The sequence below is a fragment of the Demequina sp. genome (genome assembly GCF_049841215.1).
In the GTDB taxonomy this organism is placed as follows: Bacteria; Actinomycetota; Actinomycetes; order Actinomycetales; family Demequinaceae; genus Demequina.
This window is the reverse complement of the sequence record NZ_JASGEO010000005.1, coordinates 98,774-115,912: the sequence shown is the minus strand read 5'-3', so window position 1 is coordinate 115,912 and position 17,139 is coordinate 98,774. Positions and strand designations below refer to the sequence as shown.

Here is a 17,139-nt window from a genome sequence, read left to right as displayed (position 1 = left end):
TACGGCTGCTGGCTGACATCGCGACTAGGACATACTCAGCGCGCGTTCCAGTTCGCGAAGGCCTTCGGCTTCGAAACCTGAGTCCCCGACCATATGTGCCCAGCCAATGGTGCCTATCGCCTCGCACAGTGTGATCGCTTGCCACGCCGCCAGTTCACGGGGGTCCGAGCCATACCCGGCCATGAACGCGTTCTCGAGTTCCGGCCGCTCAGGAAAGCAACGTGCACTAAGCCGAACGAGGTCCGCCATGGCGGGCCGCAGATCGGCGCGTCCAAAGTCGATGACGCTCACCTGTCCGTCATGGACCAGCCAATTCCTTGGGGAGTAGTCACCGTGTGTTGGCACTAAGAGAGTCGGAATGTTCGACGCGACGGCGGCTAGCGCGTGAGCAGCAGCTTCGCGCAACGCGTGGGGAGTCGATTGGGGTGCGGCAAGCCACCGTTCGGCGCGATCCAGCAAGCGTGTGGGGTACTCGTCATCATGCACACTGCGTTGACCATGGAACCGAGCGAGTAAGGCCCCTGCAGACTCGTACACCCACGGTTCGCGTTCGACCCCGCTTCCCTGCACAAGTTCGCCCGGCAGATACTCAAGAATCAGCAACTTTTCACTTGGTTCGCCGTAGACCAGGTGCGACACCTCCCCCTGACCGAACGGCGCCATCCACTCCAGATGGGCACGCGTCTCACGCGCTATGTGAATGTCTGCGCCGTCGCCTGCCTTGACGATGTAGCGTCGGTCGGCGGCCGCTACTTCAAGCACGGTTGTGCCGATGAGGCCCCACGAGTGATCAGCGACGATCCGATATCCGGGGAGTGATTTTGCGAGCAGCGACACCTGCTCGCTCGTCAGACCACCGCTCAAGCGAACGCGTCTTCCTTCAGCCGCTCGGCGATGGTCTCCGCCCACTCGCGAATGTCCTCGAAGTCGCGGAAGTCGCCAGGTGGCGGCGCGATCGCCTTAATAAGGGCCTTCTCCCCCACGTTCAGCTTCTCGAACTGAATGGTGCCGCCAAACCGCTTGTGCTCTATGGCTCCCGCGGCAACCGCAAGCTCCTCGGCCTCATCAAGCGGCTGGTCCGGCTTGGTCACCTGGGTCATGCCCACGGAGAACAGCCACACATCACGGCCACGCAGCATCTGGGCATTCTCGCGCACAAGCGCGGACGCGTCTTTGCGCCACAGCCCTCCATACACAGCGGAGCCGATAATCGCGGCGTCGTAGAAGCGAACGGATGCGACGTCGCATGCGTCGGCGAAGTCCACCTCAAAGCCGTTGTCTCGCAGCACGCCAGCCACCGCTGCACCAACCTCGCGCGTTGCTCCGTACTTGGAACCTACGGTCACCAAGACCTTCATGACGCCTCCTCCTTTGGTTCCCCCCATCATGCGCCCCTGGCGAGGCATTCGCCGGGGACGATGGTCCCTCAGGAAGACGCAGACACCTCGAGCACCAGGTCCCCGCCCGCGAGCGTCTCCACGTTGTTCACCACAACGCGCGTCACGGTGCCGTCGATGGGGGTCGTGATCGACGACTCCATCTTCATCGCCTCGATCGTCGCAACGGCCTGCCCAACGGTGACCTTGTCGCCAACCGCAACCACGGGAGACACGGCCCCAGAGAACGGTGCGCCGATACTGCCAGGGGTGTTAGCGTCGGCCTTCTCGCGAGAGACCACCTCCACCTTGGCTGATTCGTCGCGCACCTGAACGGGGCGAATGGTGCCGTTGTACGAGAACATCGCGGTGCGTTCCGCGTGGTCGTCCGGCTCGCCCAGCGCCTCGAGCGTCGCGATCATCTGCACGCCGGGCCCAAGGTCCACCGTGACCTCTTCCCCACTGCCAACGGTGAGGCCGTAGAGGTAGTGGAACGTGTCGATAACGGAGATGTCGCCGTACCTCTCCACAGCTTCGTCAAAGTCCTTGGCGGGGCCAGGGAACAGCAAGTGGTTGAGTCGCCGTTGGCGTTCAGGGCCCGACGCTGACAAGACTTCGCGGTCGTCTTCCGTGATCTCCGCAACCTTGCGCTCAAAGGAGCGGCCGGCAAGCGCCTTGGTACGGAAGGGCTCCGGCCAGCCGCCGGGAGGATCGCCCAGTTCTCCCTGCAGGAAGCCGATCACGGAATCGGGAATGTCGTACTTACCAGGGTTGTCAGCGAAGTCCTTGGGATCCGCACCAATGCCAACCAGGTGCAGGGCGAGGTCGCCAACCACCTTCGAGGACGGCGTGACCTTGACGAGGCGGCCGAGGATCCGGTCCGCCGCGGCGTACATGTCCTCGATCTGTTCGAACTTCTCGGCGAGCCCAAGCGAGATGGCCTGCTGACGAAGGTTGGAGAGCTGGCCACCGGGAATCTCGTGGTGATAGACGCGGCCCGTGGGGCCCGGGAGCCCGGACTCGAACGGCGCGTACAGGCGGCGCACGGCCTCCCAATAGGGTTCGAGGGCTTCCGCGGATTCGAGAGAGATGCCCGTGTCCCGCGTGGTGTGCTCCAGCGCCGCGATGAGCGCGCTCATCGGCGGCTGCGACGTGGTGCCTGCCATCGCCGAGTTTGCGACGTCCACCGCGTCTACGCCTGCCTCCGCGGCGGCGAGCAATGTGCCGATCTGCCCCCCGGCTGTGTCGTGCGTGTGCAGGTGCACCGGGAGATCAAAGCGATCGCGCAGGGCAGATACCAGGGTGTATGCAGCGGCAGGACGCAGCAGGCCGGCCATGTCCTTGATCGCCAGGATGTGCGCACCGGCCTCCACGAGCGAATCCGCGAGCTTCAGGTAGTAGTCGAGCGTGTAGAGGTCCTCGTCCGGAGAGACCATGTTGCCCGTGTAGCACAGGGTAGCCTCTGCCACGGATTGGCCCGTTGCCCGCACGGCCTCGATCGCGGGGCGCATCTGGTCAACATCGTTGAGCGCGTCGAAGATGCGGAAGATGTCGATGCCGGTCTCCGTGGCCTCTTGCACAAAGGCCACCGCCACCTCGTCGGGATACGGCGTGTAGCCAACGGTGTTGCGGCCGCGCAGCAGCATCTGGAGCGCGATGTTCGGCATCGCCTCACGCAGCCGCGCAAGGCGCAGCCACGGATCCTCGCTGAGGAAGCGCAAGGCCACGTCGTAGGTGGCGCCTCCCCAACACTCCACGGAGAACAGCTCGGGCGTCATGCGGGACACGTGACCGGCCGCCTTCAGCAGGTCATACGTGCGCACACGGGTGGCGAGCAACGACTGGTGGGCGTCGCGCATCGTGGTCTCGGTGACGGCAAGCGACTCGCGTTCGCGCAACGCGCGGGCAAAGCCCTCCGGCCCCAACTCGAGCAGCTGCTGGCGCGTGCCCGCAGGCGGCTCCGCCTTGAGGTCAATCTGAGGCAGCTTCTCCCACGGGTTGAGGATCGCGTCTGCGTGCTCACCGTTGGGGCGGTTCACCGTGGTGTGGCCAAGGAACGTCAGCAGTTTGGTGGAGGTCTCCGCGCTCTCCGGCACTTGCAGCAGTTCTGGGTGCTGCTCGATGAAGGCGGTGGTCACTCCCCCGGCGCGGAACTCCGGGTTCTCGAGCACGGCCCGCAAGAACCGGATGTTGTTGGTGACGCCGCGGATGCGGAACTCCGCGAGGGCGCGAGCAGCGCGGTTCACCGCGGTCTCAAAGTCGCGGCCGCGACACGTGAGCTTCACGAGCATCGAGTCGAAGTGGCCCGTGACCGAGTTGCCCGCCATAGCCGTGGCACCATCGAGGCGCACACCAGCGCCACCCGGCGAGCGGTAGGCAAGGATGCGGCCCGTATCAGGCAAGAAGCCGTTGGTGGGGTCTTCGGTGGTGATGCGGGTCTGCACGGCGAAGCCGTTGACCTCGACCTCTTCCTGGCGGATGCCGATGTCCTCAAGCGTCTCGCCCGAGGCGATGCGCATCTGTGCGCACACGATGTCGATGCCCGTGACCTCTTCGGTCACGGTGTGCTCCACCTGGATGCGCGGGTTCATCTCGATGAACACGTGCTGACCGGCTCGCTCGCCCTCGGTAGCGAGCAGAAACTCGACGGTTCCAGCGTTCACATACCCAAGCGACGTGGCGAACTTAACCGCGTCGGCACACAGCGCGTCGCGAATCGCGGGATCCAGAGCGGGCGCCGGCGCAATCTCGATGACCTTCTGGTGGCGGCGCTGCACGGAGCAGTCGCGCTCAAAGAGGTGCACGGTGGTGCCAGAGGCATCCGCAAGAATCTGCACCTCTATGTGGCGCGGCCCCAGGACGGCCTGCTCGAGGAAGACCGTGGGGTCGCCAAAGGCGTTCTCTGCCTCGCGCATCGCCGAGGCCAAAGCGTCGGGCAGTTCGGGCCGCGTCTCTACGCGTCGCATGCCGCGCCCGCCGCCGCCGGCTACCGCCTTCACAAAGATGGGGAATCCAATCTCGTCCGCGGCGCGGATCAGCGCGTCGACGTCGCGAGAGGGCTCCGATGAGTGCAGTACCGGCACACCCGCGTCGCGCGCCGCCTTGAGCGCGGCCACCTTGTCGCCGGCCTTCGCAAGCACCTCTGGGGGCGGACCAATGAACGTGATTCCCTCTGCGGCGCAGCGCTTCGCCAGCTCAACGTTCTCGCTCAGGAACCCGTAGCCGGGGTAGATCGCGTCAGCACCGGACAGCTTGGCGACACGGATGATCTCGTCGATGTCCAGGTAGGCCTTGATGGGGTGACCCTCAACGCCAATCTGGTACGCCTCGTCGGCCTTGACGCGGTGCTCGGACATGCGGTCCTCGCGCGGGAAGACGGCCACGGTCTTGGCGCCGAGTTCATACGCCGCGCGGAAGGCACGCACGGCGATTTCGGCACGGTTCGCCACGAGGACTTTGGAGAACATTTACTTCCCTTCGACGGTGGCTTCATCCTGCCAGGTTTCGGCGCACCAACTAAATGGGGCCCGCACCGTCACGGGTAGTGACGTAAGTATGCCCGACGCTGTCGCCGGTTGGGCGCTGCAGTTACGTAGGCGGTGCAGTTACGTAGGCACTGCGCTTCAGGAAGCGTTCGAACGGCGAGCGCGGCGCTCGGCCAGTTCGTCGACCACGCCGGGGTCGCTTGCGAGCTCCGCCTCGCCGCGATCGGCGGGCAGCTGGGACAGCGAACCCTCGAGCTCGCGCCACACTTTGCCAAGCGCGATGCCGAACACGCCCTGCCCTCCCTGGACGAGGTCGATGACCTCATCATTGGAGGTGCATTCGTACACGGATGCGCCGTCGGACATGAGGGTGATGCGGGAAAGGTCTTCAACGCCCCGCTCACGCAAGTGCTCAACAGCGGTGCGGATCTGCTGCAAGGACACCCCGGAGTCCAGAAGTCGCTTCACGACGCGCAGCACAAGGATGTCCTTGAAGCCGTAGAGGCGCTGCGTACCGGAGCCGGTGGCCGAGCGCACCGTGGGCTCCACGAGACCCGTACGGGCCCAGTAGTCCAACTGGCGGTACGTGATTCCGGCGGCCTTACAGGCGGTGGGACCGCGGTAGCCGACGTTCTCATCGAGGTGCGTGAGGCCGTCGTCGAACAGGATGCCCTGGTCGCCCATGCCCGAGAGGTCGATGCCCGCCGTATCAGTCACTGCCCCTCCTTCACGTTGTGGTTTAACGTTATGGCTCGCGATGCCCCGGGTCAACGACCACGGGCTTTCACGGTACCGCGTGTCGCGCCGCTTGTGTTATCGGCTCAGACTTCCGCGCACACAAGCGCCAAAAACGGCAATAGCCGATTCCCCAAGCTCGCGCGCGCGCTCCTCAGCCTCCCCGTGCGAACCCTTGCCTCGAAGCGGCGCCACCACGGCGTCGGCCCTATCCGCTTCCCGATTTCCGGCGAGGCACAGCGACCGCAATGAGCGCACGTCTCCCCCGGCGGCGAGGTACGCACCGCACGCAACCACAAGGTCGACGATCTCCCTGTCGAAGGCCCCGGGTACCGCCTGCTCAATGATCCGCGCCTCCGCGAGATCGTCGACAACGCTGACTGTCACACCGGCGCGGTCGGCGAGCTGCGGCGCGGTCAGATAGTCGTCGTCCTCGACATTGACCGCTTGCGGAGAGATGCGCTCGTGCATGGTGCCCTTGTCGAGGGCGTCGAGGTGCTGAGCAATGACCGTCAGCGGGCGGAAGTGATCGCGCTGCTGGCGCAAGACGAAGCGCACCCGCTCAACGTCGGCCGCGGAGTACTGCCGGTACCCGGATGACGTGCGCTGGGGACAGACAAGACCCTGCGCGTCGTAGAAGCGGAGCTTCGACAGTGTCAGGGCGGGGAACTCGCTCTTGATCAGCGACAGAACGTCGCTGACGCGCAGCAGGGGCTCGTGCGAAAGCGCGTGCGGCCACCGGCCGGTCAGCGGCTCGCACGCCTCGGTGCCACCCGCGCCGGGCGCGACGGCGCCCCCCGTTGCCTGCTCTGCCGCTGCGGTCATGAAGACGCGTGGCCGGCGTGGAACGTCAGGCGGTACTTGCCGATCTGCACCTCGTCGCCATCGGCGAGCACGGCGTCTGTGACCGACTGGTGGTTGACGTAGGTGCCGTTGAGCGAGCCGGCGTCCTTGATCGAGAACTCGGTGCCGTTGCGCTCGAACACCACGTGCTGGCGGCTCACGGTGACGTCATCGAGGAAGATGTCGGAGTTCACCGAGCGTCCAGCCGTGGTCGAGTCCACATCGAGAAGGAACCGGGCGCCTTGGTTAGGGCCGTAGTGAACGATGAGCAGCGCGTGATCGGCGCCAAGCGCGTCAATCGCGGACTGGTCCGCTGAAGAGAGACGGCCGGGGGTTGACTCGTCCGTGGCGGCATCGATGGACATCGTGCGCTCAAGCGGGGACTCATCAAATGTCATGGTGTGCTCCCTTCAGTGGTGCCAGTGTAGGGCGCTTCGGCGCCGCGTGGGTGGCTCGCCGCGCGAACGCGGACATCGCGCACGTAGCCCAATCCCGCGAGCCAGTACAGCACCGCGGCTGCCACGGCGCCGATGATCGCGACAGTGTGCAACCAGGTCGCGGTGGGGAACGCGACGTCGGCGAGGTAGGCGAGCGGCAAGAAGAAGTACAACAGGGCGGTTGCCCACTTCCCCGTCATCGTGACCTGGGGCGAGTCCACGTGCCGTGACCGCGCCCAAAGCAAGGCGATTCCCACGACGATGTCGCGAGCGAACAGCACGCCGACGAGCCACCACGGGATGATTCCGCGTATTCCGAGGCCGAGCACCACCGCGATCGTCAGAAGCCGATCTGCCGTGGGATCGAGGAGGCGACCCAAGACGGTGACCTGATTCCAGCGTCGGGCAAGGTAGCCGTCGAGAAAATCGCTGATGCCCGCAGCGGCGAGTGCAGCGATAGCCCAGCCGTCGCTCTCCACGATGAGCAACCACGTGAACACGAAAATGAGGACGATCCGCACCATCGAGATGACGTTGGGAACCGTCCACACGGCGCCACTTGGCGCGTCACCGATAGGCACAGCGTCCTGAGGCGCGGATGGGGTCACGCCGCAAGTCTAGGGTGACGTTAGTCGGAACCGTCCTGCGCGGCGAGCACCTTGTCCACTGTTGCTGCAGCGATCTGCGACGCCTCGTCTTCGCTGGCACCGCGAGCTATCTCGTTGGCGCGAATCTGCTCGTACGTCTTGTGGCGCTTCTCGTCGTTGTCGGTCATGACAACCCCCTTTCTCACTCCGACGCTACGCCGCCGGTCGCGGCGCGGCAACCGCGAGGTCACTGACTGATGGGGGCCTCTGCGTCGTAGCTGTCGATCACCGCTTGGATGCGGTCGAGTGCCGCCTGGTCCAGGCCGCTCGAGCCCGTGATCTGCACCCAGGAGAGGAAGGTCGCGTCTCCGTAGCGATGGCCGGCGTCGTCGGGGACGCCCTCCGCCATCGCCATGTCCGCGAGCCCCTGCAGGCCCGTAATGAGCGGGATGAACACCATCTGGTCCGCGATATCTGGTGATCGCTGGCCGGCGGAGAGCCACTCCGGCTTCTTGTAGAAGATGGACCAGTCCATCCAGACCACCGGATCGTTTCCGTGTTCCAAGTAGGCGATGCGCGGAGCTGCCCACGTCCCGTCGAAGCTCTGCACGGCATCCGCCGTGGGAAAGAACTGCACGTGCGGTTGAGAGGACACAACGGGCCAGGTGACTGGGGAGCCGGGGTCCCGCTCGGCCCGCAGTTCCGTGGACAGGTCTGTGATCGCTGGCGTCCCCGCGAAGACCGCGCCATCCACCCCATCGACGAGAGCGTCGACGGTGCCAAAGGATTCCTGAAGCGCTTGCGCGCCCAAACTCACGCCGTACACCACGAGCTGCGGACGGGTCCCGGCCGGAAGCGCGTCCCACCACGCCTTTACTGCCGTGTAGAGCGCACTCGTGCCCGCGATGGACTGCTCTGGGTGAAACACGGAACTCACCCAGGATGGCGAGACGGAGTACTGCGCCGCCACCATCGCGGTGTCGCCGCCATGGAGGTACTCGAGCGAGTCGATCGCCTGCGGCTCTAGCCACCCCGTTCCGGTCAATCCCGGGAGCACCAGCACGGCGCGCTCTTCCGCATGGGTCCGCTCAAGTTCCTTGACGGCAAGTTCGGCGCGAGCCTCGTAGCTGGGAGCGGAGTTGAGGCCAACGTAGATCCGGATGGGCTCTATCGCGGCCGCCCCGGTCACCTGGGAGATCTGCTGTGCGCTCGGGCCTGATGCAACGACGGACCGCCCTTTCGACCCAACGTCCTCCCACGCCACGAGCGAGCCTGGACCCCCGCTGCGAAGCTCCGACGTCGGCCGTGGGTACTCGGCATCCATGGCGTTGTTGCGCACCTCCCAGCGCGAATCCAAGAAGAGCACCACGCCCGTCGACAGCACGAGCCACGCAAGTACGAGGCCAAATGCCGTGACGCCCGTGGCGGAGAGCGTGGCGAGCGCTCCACTCCCCCGCCAACCGCGTCGGTCGAAGAGGTGTCCAGTGCGAATCCGAATGTGCCGGTACACGCGCGCAATCGCGCGTCCGATAGCTACACACACCGCGGCAACCACAACGGCAACGCCGAGCAGCAGCCACCCTTGAACGGAATCGAGCGGCTCCCAACCAACCGCCTCCCGCACGCCGTTCTGCCACTCCGTCGCCAGGCGCACGAGCACTACGAATAGCACCGCCCACACGCCCGTGATGATGGCCCAACCCCAAACGGTGAGCCACTCATTCCGCCAGCGAATCGCCCACCGCACCACCTGCCACAGCGCCACCCCTAGCGCGTAACCACCGGCGAAGCTCATTCCGGATACGGCGCCCTGGTAGTACCACGGACGAGGAAGCATCGACGGCGTCATCGACAGTGCAACGAAGACAAGCCCCACGAGAACACCGCCATAGTCAAGGCGTGCCCAACGCGGGTAGGTCATTCGCGACTCCTGTGAGGTAGGTCGTCATCCAGGCTAGCGCGCGGCCTGCCACGCGACCCGAGCAACCCGGCCTAGGCTGGTAGCCATGTCCGAGGCCAATCACGACGAAGCGACCGCGTCCACGCGCGTCGTCATCATCGGTGCGGGCCAGGCGGGTCTGGCGGTGGCCTACTTCTTGCGCCGCGCCGGTCTGCAACCAGGGCGCGACTTCTTGGTGCTGGACCCAGGCCCGCGTTCCGGAGGTGCGTGGCAACACCGGTGGGAGTCGCTTCGCCTTGGCGACACCCACAAGGTGCATGACCTACCCGGCATGCACGAGATGGGCCTCACGTTTGACGACGCACCACGGGATCGGCCCGCCCGCGATGTCGTCGCCGCGTACTACTCCCGTTACGAGCGCCACTTTGACCTCCAGGTGGTGCGCCCCGCGACCGTCTCCTGGGTGGAGCGCACGGAGGATGGCTACACGCTCACGCTGTACCCAGGAGGTCCGTTTGATCAGGTCGCCACGCAGGTGATCGTCAACGCCACCGGCACCTGGACCAACCCGCGCATCCCCGCTATCGCGGGCCGGAGCGAGTTCACGGGAACCCAAGTCGCCACCCCGCAGTGGATCAGCGCGCAACAGTTCGCGGGCCGCCAGGTCGCGGTGGTTGGTGGCGGAACCTCTGCGCTTGGCTTCCTCGATGACCTCGCCAATGTGGGAGCAAGCACGCTCTGGTACACGCGCAGGGATCCGGTGTTCGTCGACGACGAGCCCTGGCTCTCGGAGACTCGCGGCGCGAGAGCCGTGTCGCTGCAAGACGCCGCAGCGCGTTCCGGCTCAATATTGCCCTCCATCGTGTCCGTCACCGGCCTCGCGCGGAGCCCCCTCGTGGAGCGGCTCGACGCTCGCGGCCAGCTGCAGCGTCGGCCCATGTTCCGCCGGCTCGTCACCGACGGCATTATCGAGCAGGACGGCACGTTTACATACGTCGACGCGGTGGTGTGGGCCACGGGATTCCGCGCAGAACTGCGCCATCTAGACGGGCTCAATCTCGCGGGGCCTTCTGGTGCGATCACGGTGCAGCGGGGCCAAGTCGTCGACGAGCCAACGATCTACATGGCCGGCTACGGTCCGCAAGCAAGCACCGTGTCGTCGAACAGGGCTGGCCGCACCACCGCCAAGCTCATCCTCGCTCAGCTCGCGGAACGCGCGGCCGCGAACTCCACTCCTGCTGCCAACTGATTCAGCGTCCCAAAGCGGTGGGCGGTCATCGAGATGGCCTGCTCTCTGAGGAACGGAAACAGCTCAAGCCGGGCCGACGCTGTGACCGGGTCCGCGTAGATGGCCACGGAGGCGCTTCTCGCCGCCTGTGGCAGCTCTCCCACGGCCCGTACTCGCGACCACCGCGCGGAGGTGACGCGCTCCGCCCAGGCCTCGTCGTCTTCCACGACTAGTACCAACCCACGTGTGGTGACAGCCTCGGCAACCGCAGCGTCGGGCGTGTGCGCGAAGGTGACGAGAGAGCCCGGTGAGGCGGCGGCCGCGGCGGCGACCACCCGCTCGACGTCCGCCTGGTCCGCCCCGGCGCCAACACGCACCTCGGTGACTGCTGGCACAAAGCGCAGCACGTTGCGTTCGCACGCTAGGCCGCTGGGATCCGTGGCGCCGTAGTCACGGTCAAGGGCGGTGCGCAACGCCGCGTCCCAATCCTGGCCGGAGGCAGTGGATTGCCACCCGGTGAGGCGCTCCACGTAGTGCGGCCCACCTGCCTTGGCGCTTGGGCCCACTGCGGAACGCTTCCAGCCACCAAAGGGCTGCCGACGCACGATGGCGCCGGTGATCCCGCGATTCACGTAGAGATTCCCCGCATCGATCTGAGCTAGCCACAGAGCAATCTCACTCTCGTCAAGGCTGTGCAGCCCGGAGGTGAGGCCGTAGTCCACGGCGTTCACCGTTTCGATGGCCGTCTCGAGGGTGGGTGCCGTCATGACGGAGAGCACGGGGCCGAAGTACTCGGTGAGGTGCGACGGGGCGCCGAACTCCACGCCCCCGCGGATGCCGGGCGACCACAGGGTGCCCTCGTCGTTGAGAGGTTCCGGTTGCAATAGCCACCTCTCTCGCCCGTCGAGGCGAGTGAGCCCGTCAAGCAGCTTGCCGCGGGGCGCCTCGATGACGGGGCCCATCTGCGCGGTTGGAGACTCCGGTGTACCGACAGCGATTGAGCGCGCCGCGTCAAGCAGCTGGGTGCGGAACCGCGTGGAGCGCGCAACCGAGCCCACTAGCACCACGAGCGAGGCCGCCGAACACTTCTGGCCCGCGTGTCCAAACGCGGACTGCACCACATCACGCACCGCGAGATCCAGATCCGCGCTTGGGGTAACGATGATCGCGTTCTTGCCGCTGGTCTCCGCGAGCAACCGCGCCGTTGGCCGGATGCGCGTGAAGAGTTGGGCCGTCTCGTAAGCGCCCGTGAGCACGATCTGATCGACGCGCTCGTCGCTCACGAGCGCGGTTCCCACCGGGTCCTCTTCGCAATCCACAAGTTGGAGCACGTCCTGCGGGATGCCGGCACTCCACAGTGCCTCTGCGAGCACGGCAGCGCAGCGTTTGGTCGCCGGAGCCGGTTTGAGGACCACCGCGCTTCCCGCCGCAAGTGCGGCAAGAGTGGAGCCACCAGGGATTGCAACGGGGAAGTTCCACGGCGGGGTCACGAGCGTGACAGCGCGCGGCACGGGGCGCGCGCCCTCGACCGTCTCAAGCGCGCGAGCGCTCTGGGCGTAGTAGCGGGCGAAGTCGACTACCTCGGAGACCTCGGGATCGCCCTGGTCTATCGTCTTTCCAGCCTCGGACGCCATCACCTCCAGCAGTTCTCCGCGCGCGCCCTCAAGGGCGCTCGCCGCCGCCTCGAGCAAGCGTGCCCTCTCCGCGGGTGCCACCTTGCCCCACTTCTCCCCTGCCGCAACCGCTCTGGTAACCACGCCGTCGGCCGCCTCGACGTCCGGAACGTGGGCGGACGTCACGGTGGCAACGCCAAGGCGACTGCGTGGTACTCGAGCCAAGATCTTGGCGGCCCATTCGCGCGCGTCAGGGGTCGAGGGATCGGTGTCTGGCTGATTCGCGAAGTCCTCGCGCGAAGCGACGGGCAGCCCGCGGTGGCGATGTGGAACGTCATCGCTCATCCGCGCGAGCGAGGCGCGAAAGCGCGCCTCCTCCAACGCGAGGGCATCGGGGTGGTCGTCGAAGCGGAACGCCGAGCTGAGGAAGTTGCTTGGGTTGGCGACCTCCTCAAGACGCCGCACCAGATACGCGATCGCCACGTCAAACTCCGCCGGTGGCACAACGGGCGTGTAGAGCCGAATGGCGCCAACGTCGTCAGCCACCACGGGACCAATGCGCTCGGCCATGCCAAGCAGCATCTCCACGTCCATCGCCTCCGCGACGCCCCGCTGGGACGCCAAGAGCCACGCGTAGGCGAGATCGAAAAGGTTGTGGCCCGCGACGCCGATGTGAACCGCCGTGGTGTTGGCGGGCGTGAGCGCGTGGCCCAGCAGCCGCTTGTAGTTGGCGTCCGTCTCCTCCTTGGAATGCCACGTGGCGAGCGGCCAGCCATGCCACTCCGCATCCACTCGCTCCATGGAAAGGTTGGCGCCCTTAACGACGCGCACCTTGATGGGCGCCCCGCCAGAGCGCACACGGCCCGACGCCCAAGCGAGCAGGCGGTCATAGGCGCCTATGGCGTCGGGCAAGTAGGCCTGGAGCACGATCCCGGCCTGCAGTTGGGAGTATTGCGGGAGGGATAGCACGCGCGTGAAGACCTCGATCGTGAGGTCGAGGTCGCGGTACTCCTCCATGTCGAGATTGACGAAGGTTTGCGAACGAAGGGCTGCGTCGTAGACGGGAAGTAGTTGCTGCGCGATGGCCGCGGCGGCCTCGTCAAAGCCCCACGCTGAGTGGGGCGCCACCACAGAGGACACCTTGAGCGAGACGTAGTCGACGTCGGGCCGCTCAATGAGCGCAATGGTGCCGTCGCGTCGCTGCCGTGCGGAATCCGCGCCCAGCACCGCCTCGCCGAGCAGGTTGACGTTGAGCTTGACGCCTTGCGCGTGGAGGCGCGTGAGGCCCCTCCTCAGCTTGTGGGGCCGAGAGTCGAGCACAAGGTGGCCAACGAGGCCCCGCAACACGCGTCGGGTGACAGGCACGGCAAGCCATGGAGCGAGCGGTGCCAGACGTCCCCCAACCTTGAGCGCCGTGCGCATGAATGGATCCAAGAATGGGGCGGGGGTTCGCGCCGCGCGCGCGAGATTCCGCGCGGCCACGCGCATGTCTTGCGGACGAATGATGCCGTCGACAAACGCCACGGTGAACGCTAAGCCTTGGGGGTCGGCGACAAGGCGGGCGAGGCGCTTGGTGGATGCGGAGTCGTGGCGAGCCTGCGAGCGTGCCAACCAGTCATGGACCTGGTCAATGGCGGCCTGCTCGACGGCGTTGTCGGCGGCAACGGTCATGTGGCCAGTGTGCGCCGTGCGATCGTGAAATAGAAGCGATGGTTGCTTAACATTTTCATGCGGCAATACTTAATATGGCCTCGTGCTGGATCTTCACCGCTTATCGCTGCTGCGCGAACTCAGTTTGCGTGGAACCATCACGGCCGTCGCGTCCACCACAGGGCTGTCCGCATCGGCAATCTCGCAGCACCTCTCGACTCTGGAGCGCGAGGCGGGAGTGACGCTCTTGCGCCGTTCGGGGCGCGTGCTCACCCTCACTCCGGCGGCGGAGCGCCTGGTGCACCGCACCGAAGAGCTCCTCGCCACGATGGAACGCGCGGAAGCGGAACTCGCGGACGCGACCGGCCGCGCTCACGGCACGGTTCGCCTGGCAATCTTCCAGTCGGCATCTCTGGCGCTACTGCCCGGCGCGTTGCTGCACTTGCGGTCTCGGCACCCTGACGTGCGCGTGGTCGCGACCCAACGCGAGCCCGCAGCGGCCCTCGACGACACATGGGCCAGGGACGTGGACCTCGTGGTGGCCGAGGAGTATCCGCACCACTCCGCGCCGCACTACCCGGGGATTGAACGGGTGCCCCTGACCCACGACGAGATCCTTCTAGGCGTTGGTCACGGACTTGGCATCGATGCGCTCTCCCAAGCAGCCAACATGCCGTGGGTCATGGAGCCGCGCGGCGCGGCCTCACGGCACTTCGCGGAGCAGCAATGCAGGCTCGCCGGCTTTGAGCCTGACGTGCGGTTTGAGACCACGGACCTGCAGACTCACGCTCAGTTGGTGGAAAGCGGGCTCGCGGTGGCTCTCATCCCCGGGTTGATGTGGAGGGGGCGCGGCATCGACGCCGCGGCCCGCCGCCTTCCAGAGCGGCCTCACAGGACCGTGTTCACGGCCGCGCGCACCTCATCGCGGCGATCGGCCGCCGTGAGCGCGGTCAGGGCTGCGCTGTTGCAGGCAGCTCAAGACCTGACGCCGTAGCCGGGGCTACTCGTGCCGCAAGCAAGGTGCCGCCGGCAACCAGGGCGGGCATCGAGATCACCGCGCCAAGGGGTACCAAGCACAGCAAGTAGCAGGCGACACCGAAGCCCAAGGTGAGCGAGCGTCGGGCCTTGTGGAGGCGACGCCGATCGCTGAGGCCGGGCACCCCCATCCTTGATAGCGGATACGCGGTGAGCTCGAGGCTCAAGAGCGAGCCACCAACGGCCGCCGACACCACGAACGCAGACGCCGAGCCGATGAACGGGATGAGGCCAAGCGCAAACGTGCCAACGCCAACCACAGTTCCGAACAGCAGCAGCCGCGCTCCCTCCCCAACGCCGCGAAGGGTGGCGCGCCACACGGACTCTTCTTCTGCCGTGAACGTGAGCCCGGCTGAGGGCGCTACCTCGGTGGAAATCCGCTCGAAGAAGGGTTGGCCAATGAGCAACGTGATTGCCGTGAACGTGTAGATGGCGAGCAACACCCCGCCCCCAACGATCGCTATCGCGACGAGCGCGACGAGCAGGCCGTTGGGGGTGTCGTCATTGGTCACGGCGCTCGTGATGCCTTGTGCCCAGTCATCCACCCACACGGCAATAGCGATGAAAACCCCCACCAGCAGCGCGGCGGTGATGGCGCCGGGGATGAGGCCGAGCACCATGAGGCGTGGCGAGGAACGCCACACTCCAAAGCCGGAACCAACAAGGCGCACACCGCCGAAGAACTCTCGTAGACGGCGCCGCACGCCAGAAGCCTACGACGAGGTCAGCGTGGCCTCAACGAGTTCGATCGGCACGGCACGCAGGGCTTGCGACACGGGGCAGTTCGCCTTGGCGTCGAGGGCGGCCGCGGCAAACGTCTCGTGGTCGATGCCGGGAACGGCGGCCTCGACCGCAATTTCGATGAGGGTGATGCCCTCCCCTGGCACAAACGTCACGCGCACATCTGTGGTGACGGCGGTTGGCGGGTGGTCGGAATTGGCGAGGCCGTTGGACAGTGCCATGGAGTAGCACGAGGCGTGCGCGGCGGCCAGGAGCTCCTCTGGCGTGGTGGTGGCGTCCACGCCCTCCGAGCGGGCCTTCCAGTTGACGCCGAACGAGGCGACGCCGGAGGCAAGGGTGGTGGTGCCGGAGCCGTCCTTGAGGCCGCCGGACCACTCGGTACGTGCAGTGCTGATCATGATTCCTCCCAAACCGGCGGGATGGTCCGCGCCAGGCCCACCGTAACCCGGCACACTAGATTGGCTCCAACGGAAGGTGTGTCCAGTGCTCGTTCTCGCTCTTGTTGTCGCGGCCGTGGCCGCGCTCATCCACGTCTACATTTTCTGGCTCGAGGCCTTCGCGTGGGCCACGCCGCGCGGTCTAGCGACGTTTGGCATGACTGAGGGACAGGCGCAGGCAACCAAGGAGCTCGCATTCAACCAGGGGTTCTACAACCTGTTCCTCGCGCTCGTGACGATTGGAGGCGTGATCACCATGGCATTGGGCCACCACGCAGTTGGTGCGGCCCTGCTCATTGCGGGGTGCGGCTCGATGGTCGCGGCGGGCGCGGTGCTGCTCATCTCATCTCCGTCAAAGGCGAAGGCCGCGGTGACGCAACTCATCACTCCCGCGTTCGCGCTGCTCTTCCTGCTCATCAGCGCGCTCTAGGGGCAAGTGCCTCAGCCGTAGTAGCGGCCCGGACGATGGTTGATGGCCAGCACGAGGTTGAGCACCACGGCGCCCACAACGGACCACAGCAGCGTCCAGAGGTCCACCAGGGCGAAAGAGGCGATGGCCACGCACACGTCGAGGGCTCCCTGCACGTAACCCGCTCTGATGCCCCGCTTCTCTTGCATGAACGCGGCAAAGACCCCAAACCCACCGGCGCTCGCACCATGGCGAAACAGGATCAGCATGCCCATGCCAACGGACAGCCCGGCAAAGATCGCCGCGTACGGAACGGAAATGGTCGAGACATCCACGTACAGCGGATGCAGACCCGCCCCCACAGACACGAGCGCCACCGTGACGAGCGTCTTGACGGTGAACCCCACGCCCAGTTGCCGCCACGCCAGCACGAGGAACGGCAGGTTGAGCACAAAGAGCACCCAACTGAGGTTCCAGCCGGTGGCATAGTTCACCAGCAGGGCAACACCTGCGATACCGCCAGAGACTCCGGCAATCTGGTGGAGCAAGAAGATTCCCCACGAGACCAGAAATGCTCCAGTCACGAGCGCAATCGCGTCCTCCCACAACGCATGCTTCTGCGTTGGGGCCGGAATCTCGATCGCGTCCACGCGCCCATCATGC

The 17,139-nt window shown here is 66.1% G+C and carries 16 protein-coding genes; 3 read left to right on the top strand and 13 right to left on the bottom strand.

All coding sequences use genetic code 11. The features are described 5' to 3' along the window. Positions 1–24: 24 nt before the first annotated feature. From QM618_RS01405 to QM618_RS01365, 9 genes are all read right to left on the bottom strand, one after another. Positions 25–864: an aminoglycoside phosphotransferase family protein gene (locus QM618_RS01405; protein ID WP_428093834.1), complete on the bottom strand. Its 840-nt coding sequence runs from the start codon at positions 862–864 to the stop codon at positions 25–27. After that, a complete protein-coding gene (locus QM618_RS01400; protein WP_428093831.1) occupies positions 861–1,358 on the bottom strand; it encodes a flavodoxin domain-containing protein in 498 nt (165 codons plus the stop codon). The genes QM618_RS01405 and QM618_RS01400 overlap by 4 nt, the downstream gene beginning before the upstream one ends. Positions 1,359–1,426: 68 nt before the next feature. Next, positions 1,427–4,843, bottom strand: a complete 3,417-nt coding sequence (locus QM618_RS01395; RefSeq protein ID WP_428093827.1) for a pyruvate carboxylase — start codon at positions 4,841–4,843, stop codon at positions 1,427–1,429. 156 nt (positions 4,844–4,999) lie between these two features. Then, on the bottom strand, positions 5,000–5,545 hold the full coding sequence (locus tag QM618_RS01390) for a MerR family transcriptional regulator (RefSeq protein ID WP_428094482.1): 546 nt from the start codon (positions 5,543–5,545) through the stop codon (positions 5,000–5,002). A gap of 129 nt (positions 5,546–5,674) precedes the next feature. After that, positions 5,675–6,421, bottom strand: coding sequence for a MerR family transcriptional regulator (locus tag QM618_RS01385; RefSeq protein WP_428093824.1), 747 nt, complete (start codon positions 6,419–6,421; stop codon positions 5,675–5,677). Beyond that, complete coding sequence (locus QM618_RS01380; RefSeq protein ID WP_428093821.1) at positions 6,418–6,837, bottom strand: FHA domain-containing protein; 420 nt, start codon at positions 6,835–6,837, stop codon at positions 6,418–6,420. Before QM618_RS01380 ends, QM618_RS01385 begins: the two co-directional genes overlap by 4 nt. Further along, a complete protein-coding gene (locus tag QM618_RS01375; protein WP_428093818.1) occupies positions 6,834–7,484 on the bottom strand; it encodes a CDP-alcohol phosphatidyltransferase family protein in 651 nt (216 codons plus the stop codon). The genes QM618_RS01380 and QM618_RS01375 overlap by 4 nt, the downstream gene beginning before the upstream one ends. 20 nt (positions 7,485–7,504) lie before the next feature. After that, positions 7,505–7,651, bottom strand: a complete 147-nt coding sequence (locus QM618_RS01370; RefSeq protein WP_428093815.1) for a hypothetical protein — start codon at positions 7,649–7,651, stop codon at positions 7,505–7,507. Between the two features lie 59 nt (positions 7,652–7,710). After that, positions 7,711–9,384 (bottom strand): alpha/beta-hydrolase family protein, encoded by a 1,674-nt coding sequence (locus QM618_RS01365; protein WP_428093811.1) that lies wholly within the window; start codon positions 9,382–9,384, stop codon positions 7,711–7,713. Between the two features lie 85 nt (positions 9,385–9,469). Between QM618_RS01365 and QM618_RS01360 the strand changes: the two genes are divergently transcribed. Beyond that, positions 9,470–10,612 carry an NAD(P)-binding domain-containing protein gene (locus QM618_RS01360; RefSeq protein ID WP_428093808.1) on the top strand — a complete coding sequence of 381 codons (1,143 nt, stop codon included), beginning with the start codon at positions 9,470–9,472 and terminating at the stop codon, positions 10,610–10,612. Here QM618_RS01360 and QM618_RS01355 read toward each other — a convergent pair. Next, positions 10,564–13,875, bottom strand: a complete 3,312-nt coding sequence (locus QM618_RS01355; RefSeq protein ID WP_428093805.1) for a proline dehydrogenase family protein — start codon at positions 13,873–13,875, stop codon at positions 10,564–10,566. The two genes, QM618_RS01360 and QM618_RS01355, sit on opposite strands and share 49 nt — an antisense overlap. Positions 13,876–13,957: 82 nt before the next feature. Between QM618_RS01355 and QM618_RS01350 the strand changes: the two genes are divergently transcribed. Continuing rightward, positions 13,958–14,848 carry a LysR family transcriptional regulator gene (locus QM618_RS01350; protein WP_428093802.1) on the top strand — a complete coding sequence of 297 codons (891 nt, stop codon included), beginning with the start codon at positions 13,958–13,960 and terminating at the stop codon, positions 14,846–14,848. Here the strand turns inward: QM618_RS01350 and QM618_RS01345 are convergent. Together QM618_RS01345 and QM618_RS01340 are read right to left on the bottom strand one after the other, a co-directional pair. After that, a complete protein-coding gene (locus tag QM618_RS01345) occupies positions 14,805–15,593 on the bottom strand; it encodes an EI24 domain-containing protein (protein ID WP_428093798.1) in 789 nt (262 codons plus the stop codon). The genes QM618_RS01350 and QM618_RS01345 overlap by 44 nt on opposite strands. A 9-nt stretch (positions 15,594–15,602) precedes the next feature. Next, positions 15,603–16,028: an OsmC family peroxiredoxin gene (locus QM618_RS01340; protein WP_428093795.1), complete on the bottom strand. Its 426-nt coding sequence runs from the start codon at positions 16,026–16,028 to the stop codon at positions 15,603–15,605. A gap of 85 nt (positions 16,029–16,113) precedes the next feature. Between QM618_RS01340 and QM618_RS01335 the strand changes: the two genes are divergently transcribed. After that, positions 16,114–16,497 carry a DUF1304 domain-containing protein gene (locus QM618_RS01335; RefSeq protein WP_428093792.1) on the top strand — a complete coding sequence of 128 codons (384 nt, stop codon included), beginning with the start codon at positions 16,114–16,116 and terminating at the stop codon, positions 16,495–16,497. Positions 16,498–16,508: 11 nt separating this feature from the next. Here QM618_RS01335 and QM618_RS01330 read toward each other — a convergent pair whose 3' ends face one another. Beyond that, complete coding sequence (locus tag QM618_RS01330; RefSeq protein ID WP_428093789.1) at positions 16,509–17,126, bottom strand: YitT family protein; 618 nt, start codon at positions 17,124–17,126, stop codon at positions 16,509–16,511. Between the last annotated feature and the right edge of the window lie 13 nt (positions 17,127–17,139).

Coding starts and splice junctions, on each gene's coding strand:
- QM618_RS01400 (WP_428093831.1), bottom strand. CDS start 1,358: ATGAAGGTCTTGGTGACCGTAGGTTCCAAGTACGGAGCAACGCGCGAG.
- QM618_RS01395 (WP_428093827.1), bottom strand. CDS start 4,843: ATGTTCTCCAAAGTCCTCGTGGCGAACCGTGCCGAAATCGCCGTGCGT.
- QM618_RS01390 (WP_428094482.1), bottom strand. CDS start 5,545: ATGGGCGACCAGGGCATCCTGTTCGACGACGGCCTCACGCACCTCGAT.
- QM618_RS01385 (WP_428093824.1), bottom strand. CDS start 6,421: ATGACCGCAGCGGCAGAGCAGGCAACGGGGGGCGCCGTCGCGCCCGGC.
- QM618_RS01380 (WP_428093821.1), bottom strand. CDS start 6,837: ATGACATTTGATGAGTCCCCGCTTGAGCGCACGATGTCCATCGATGCC.
- QM618_RS01370 (WP_428093815.1), bottom strand. CDS start 7,651: ATGACCGACAACGACGAGAAGCGCCACAAGACGTACGAGCAGATTCGC.
- QM618_RS01365 (WP_428093811.1), bottom strand. CDS start 9,384: ATGACCTACCCGCGTTGGGCACGCCTTGACTATGGCGGTGTTCTCGTG.
- QM618_RS01360 (WP_428093808.1), top strand. CDS start 9,470: ATGTCCGAGGCCAATCACGACGAAGCGACCGCGTCCACGCGCGTCGTC.
- QM618_RS01355 (WP_428093805.1), bottom strand. CDS start 13,875: ATGACCGTTGCCGCCGACAACGCCGTCGAGCAGGCCGCCATTGACCAG.
- QM618_RS01340 (WP_428093795.1), bottom strand. CDS start 16,028: ATGATCAGCACTGCACGTACCGAGTGGTCCGGCGGCCTCAAGGACGGC.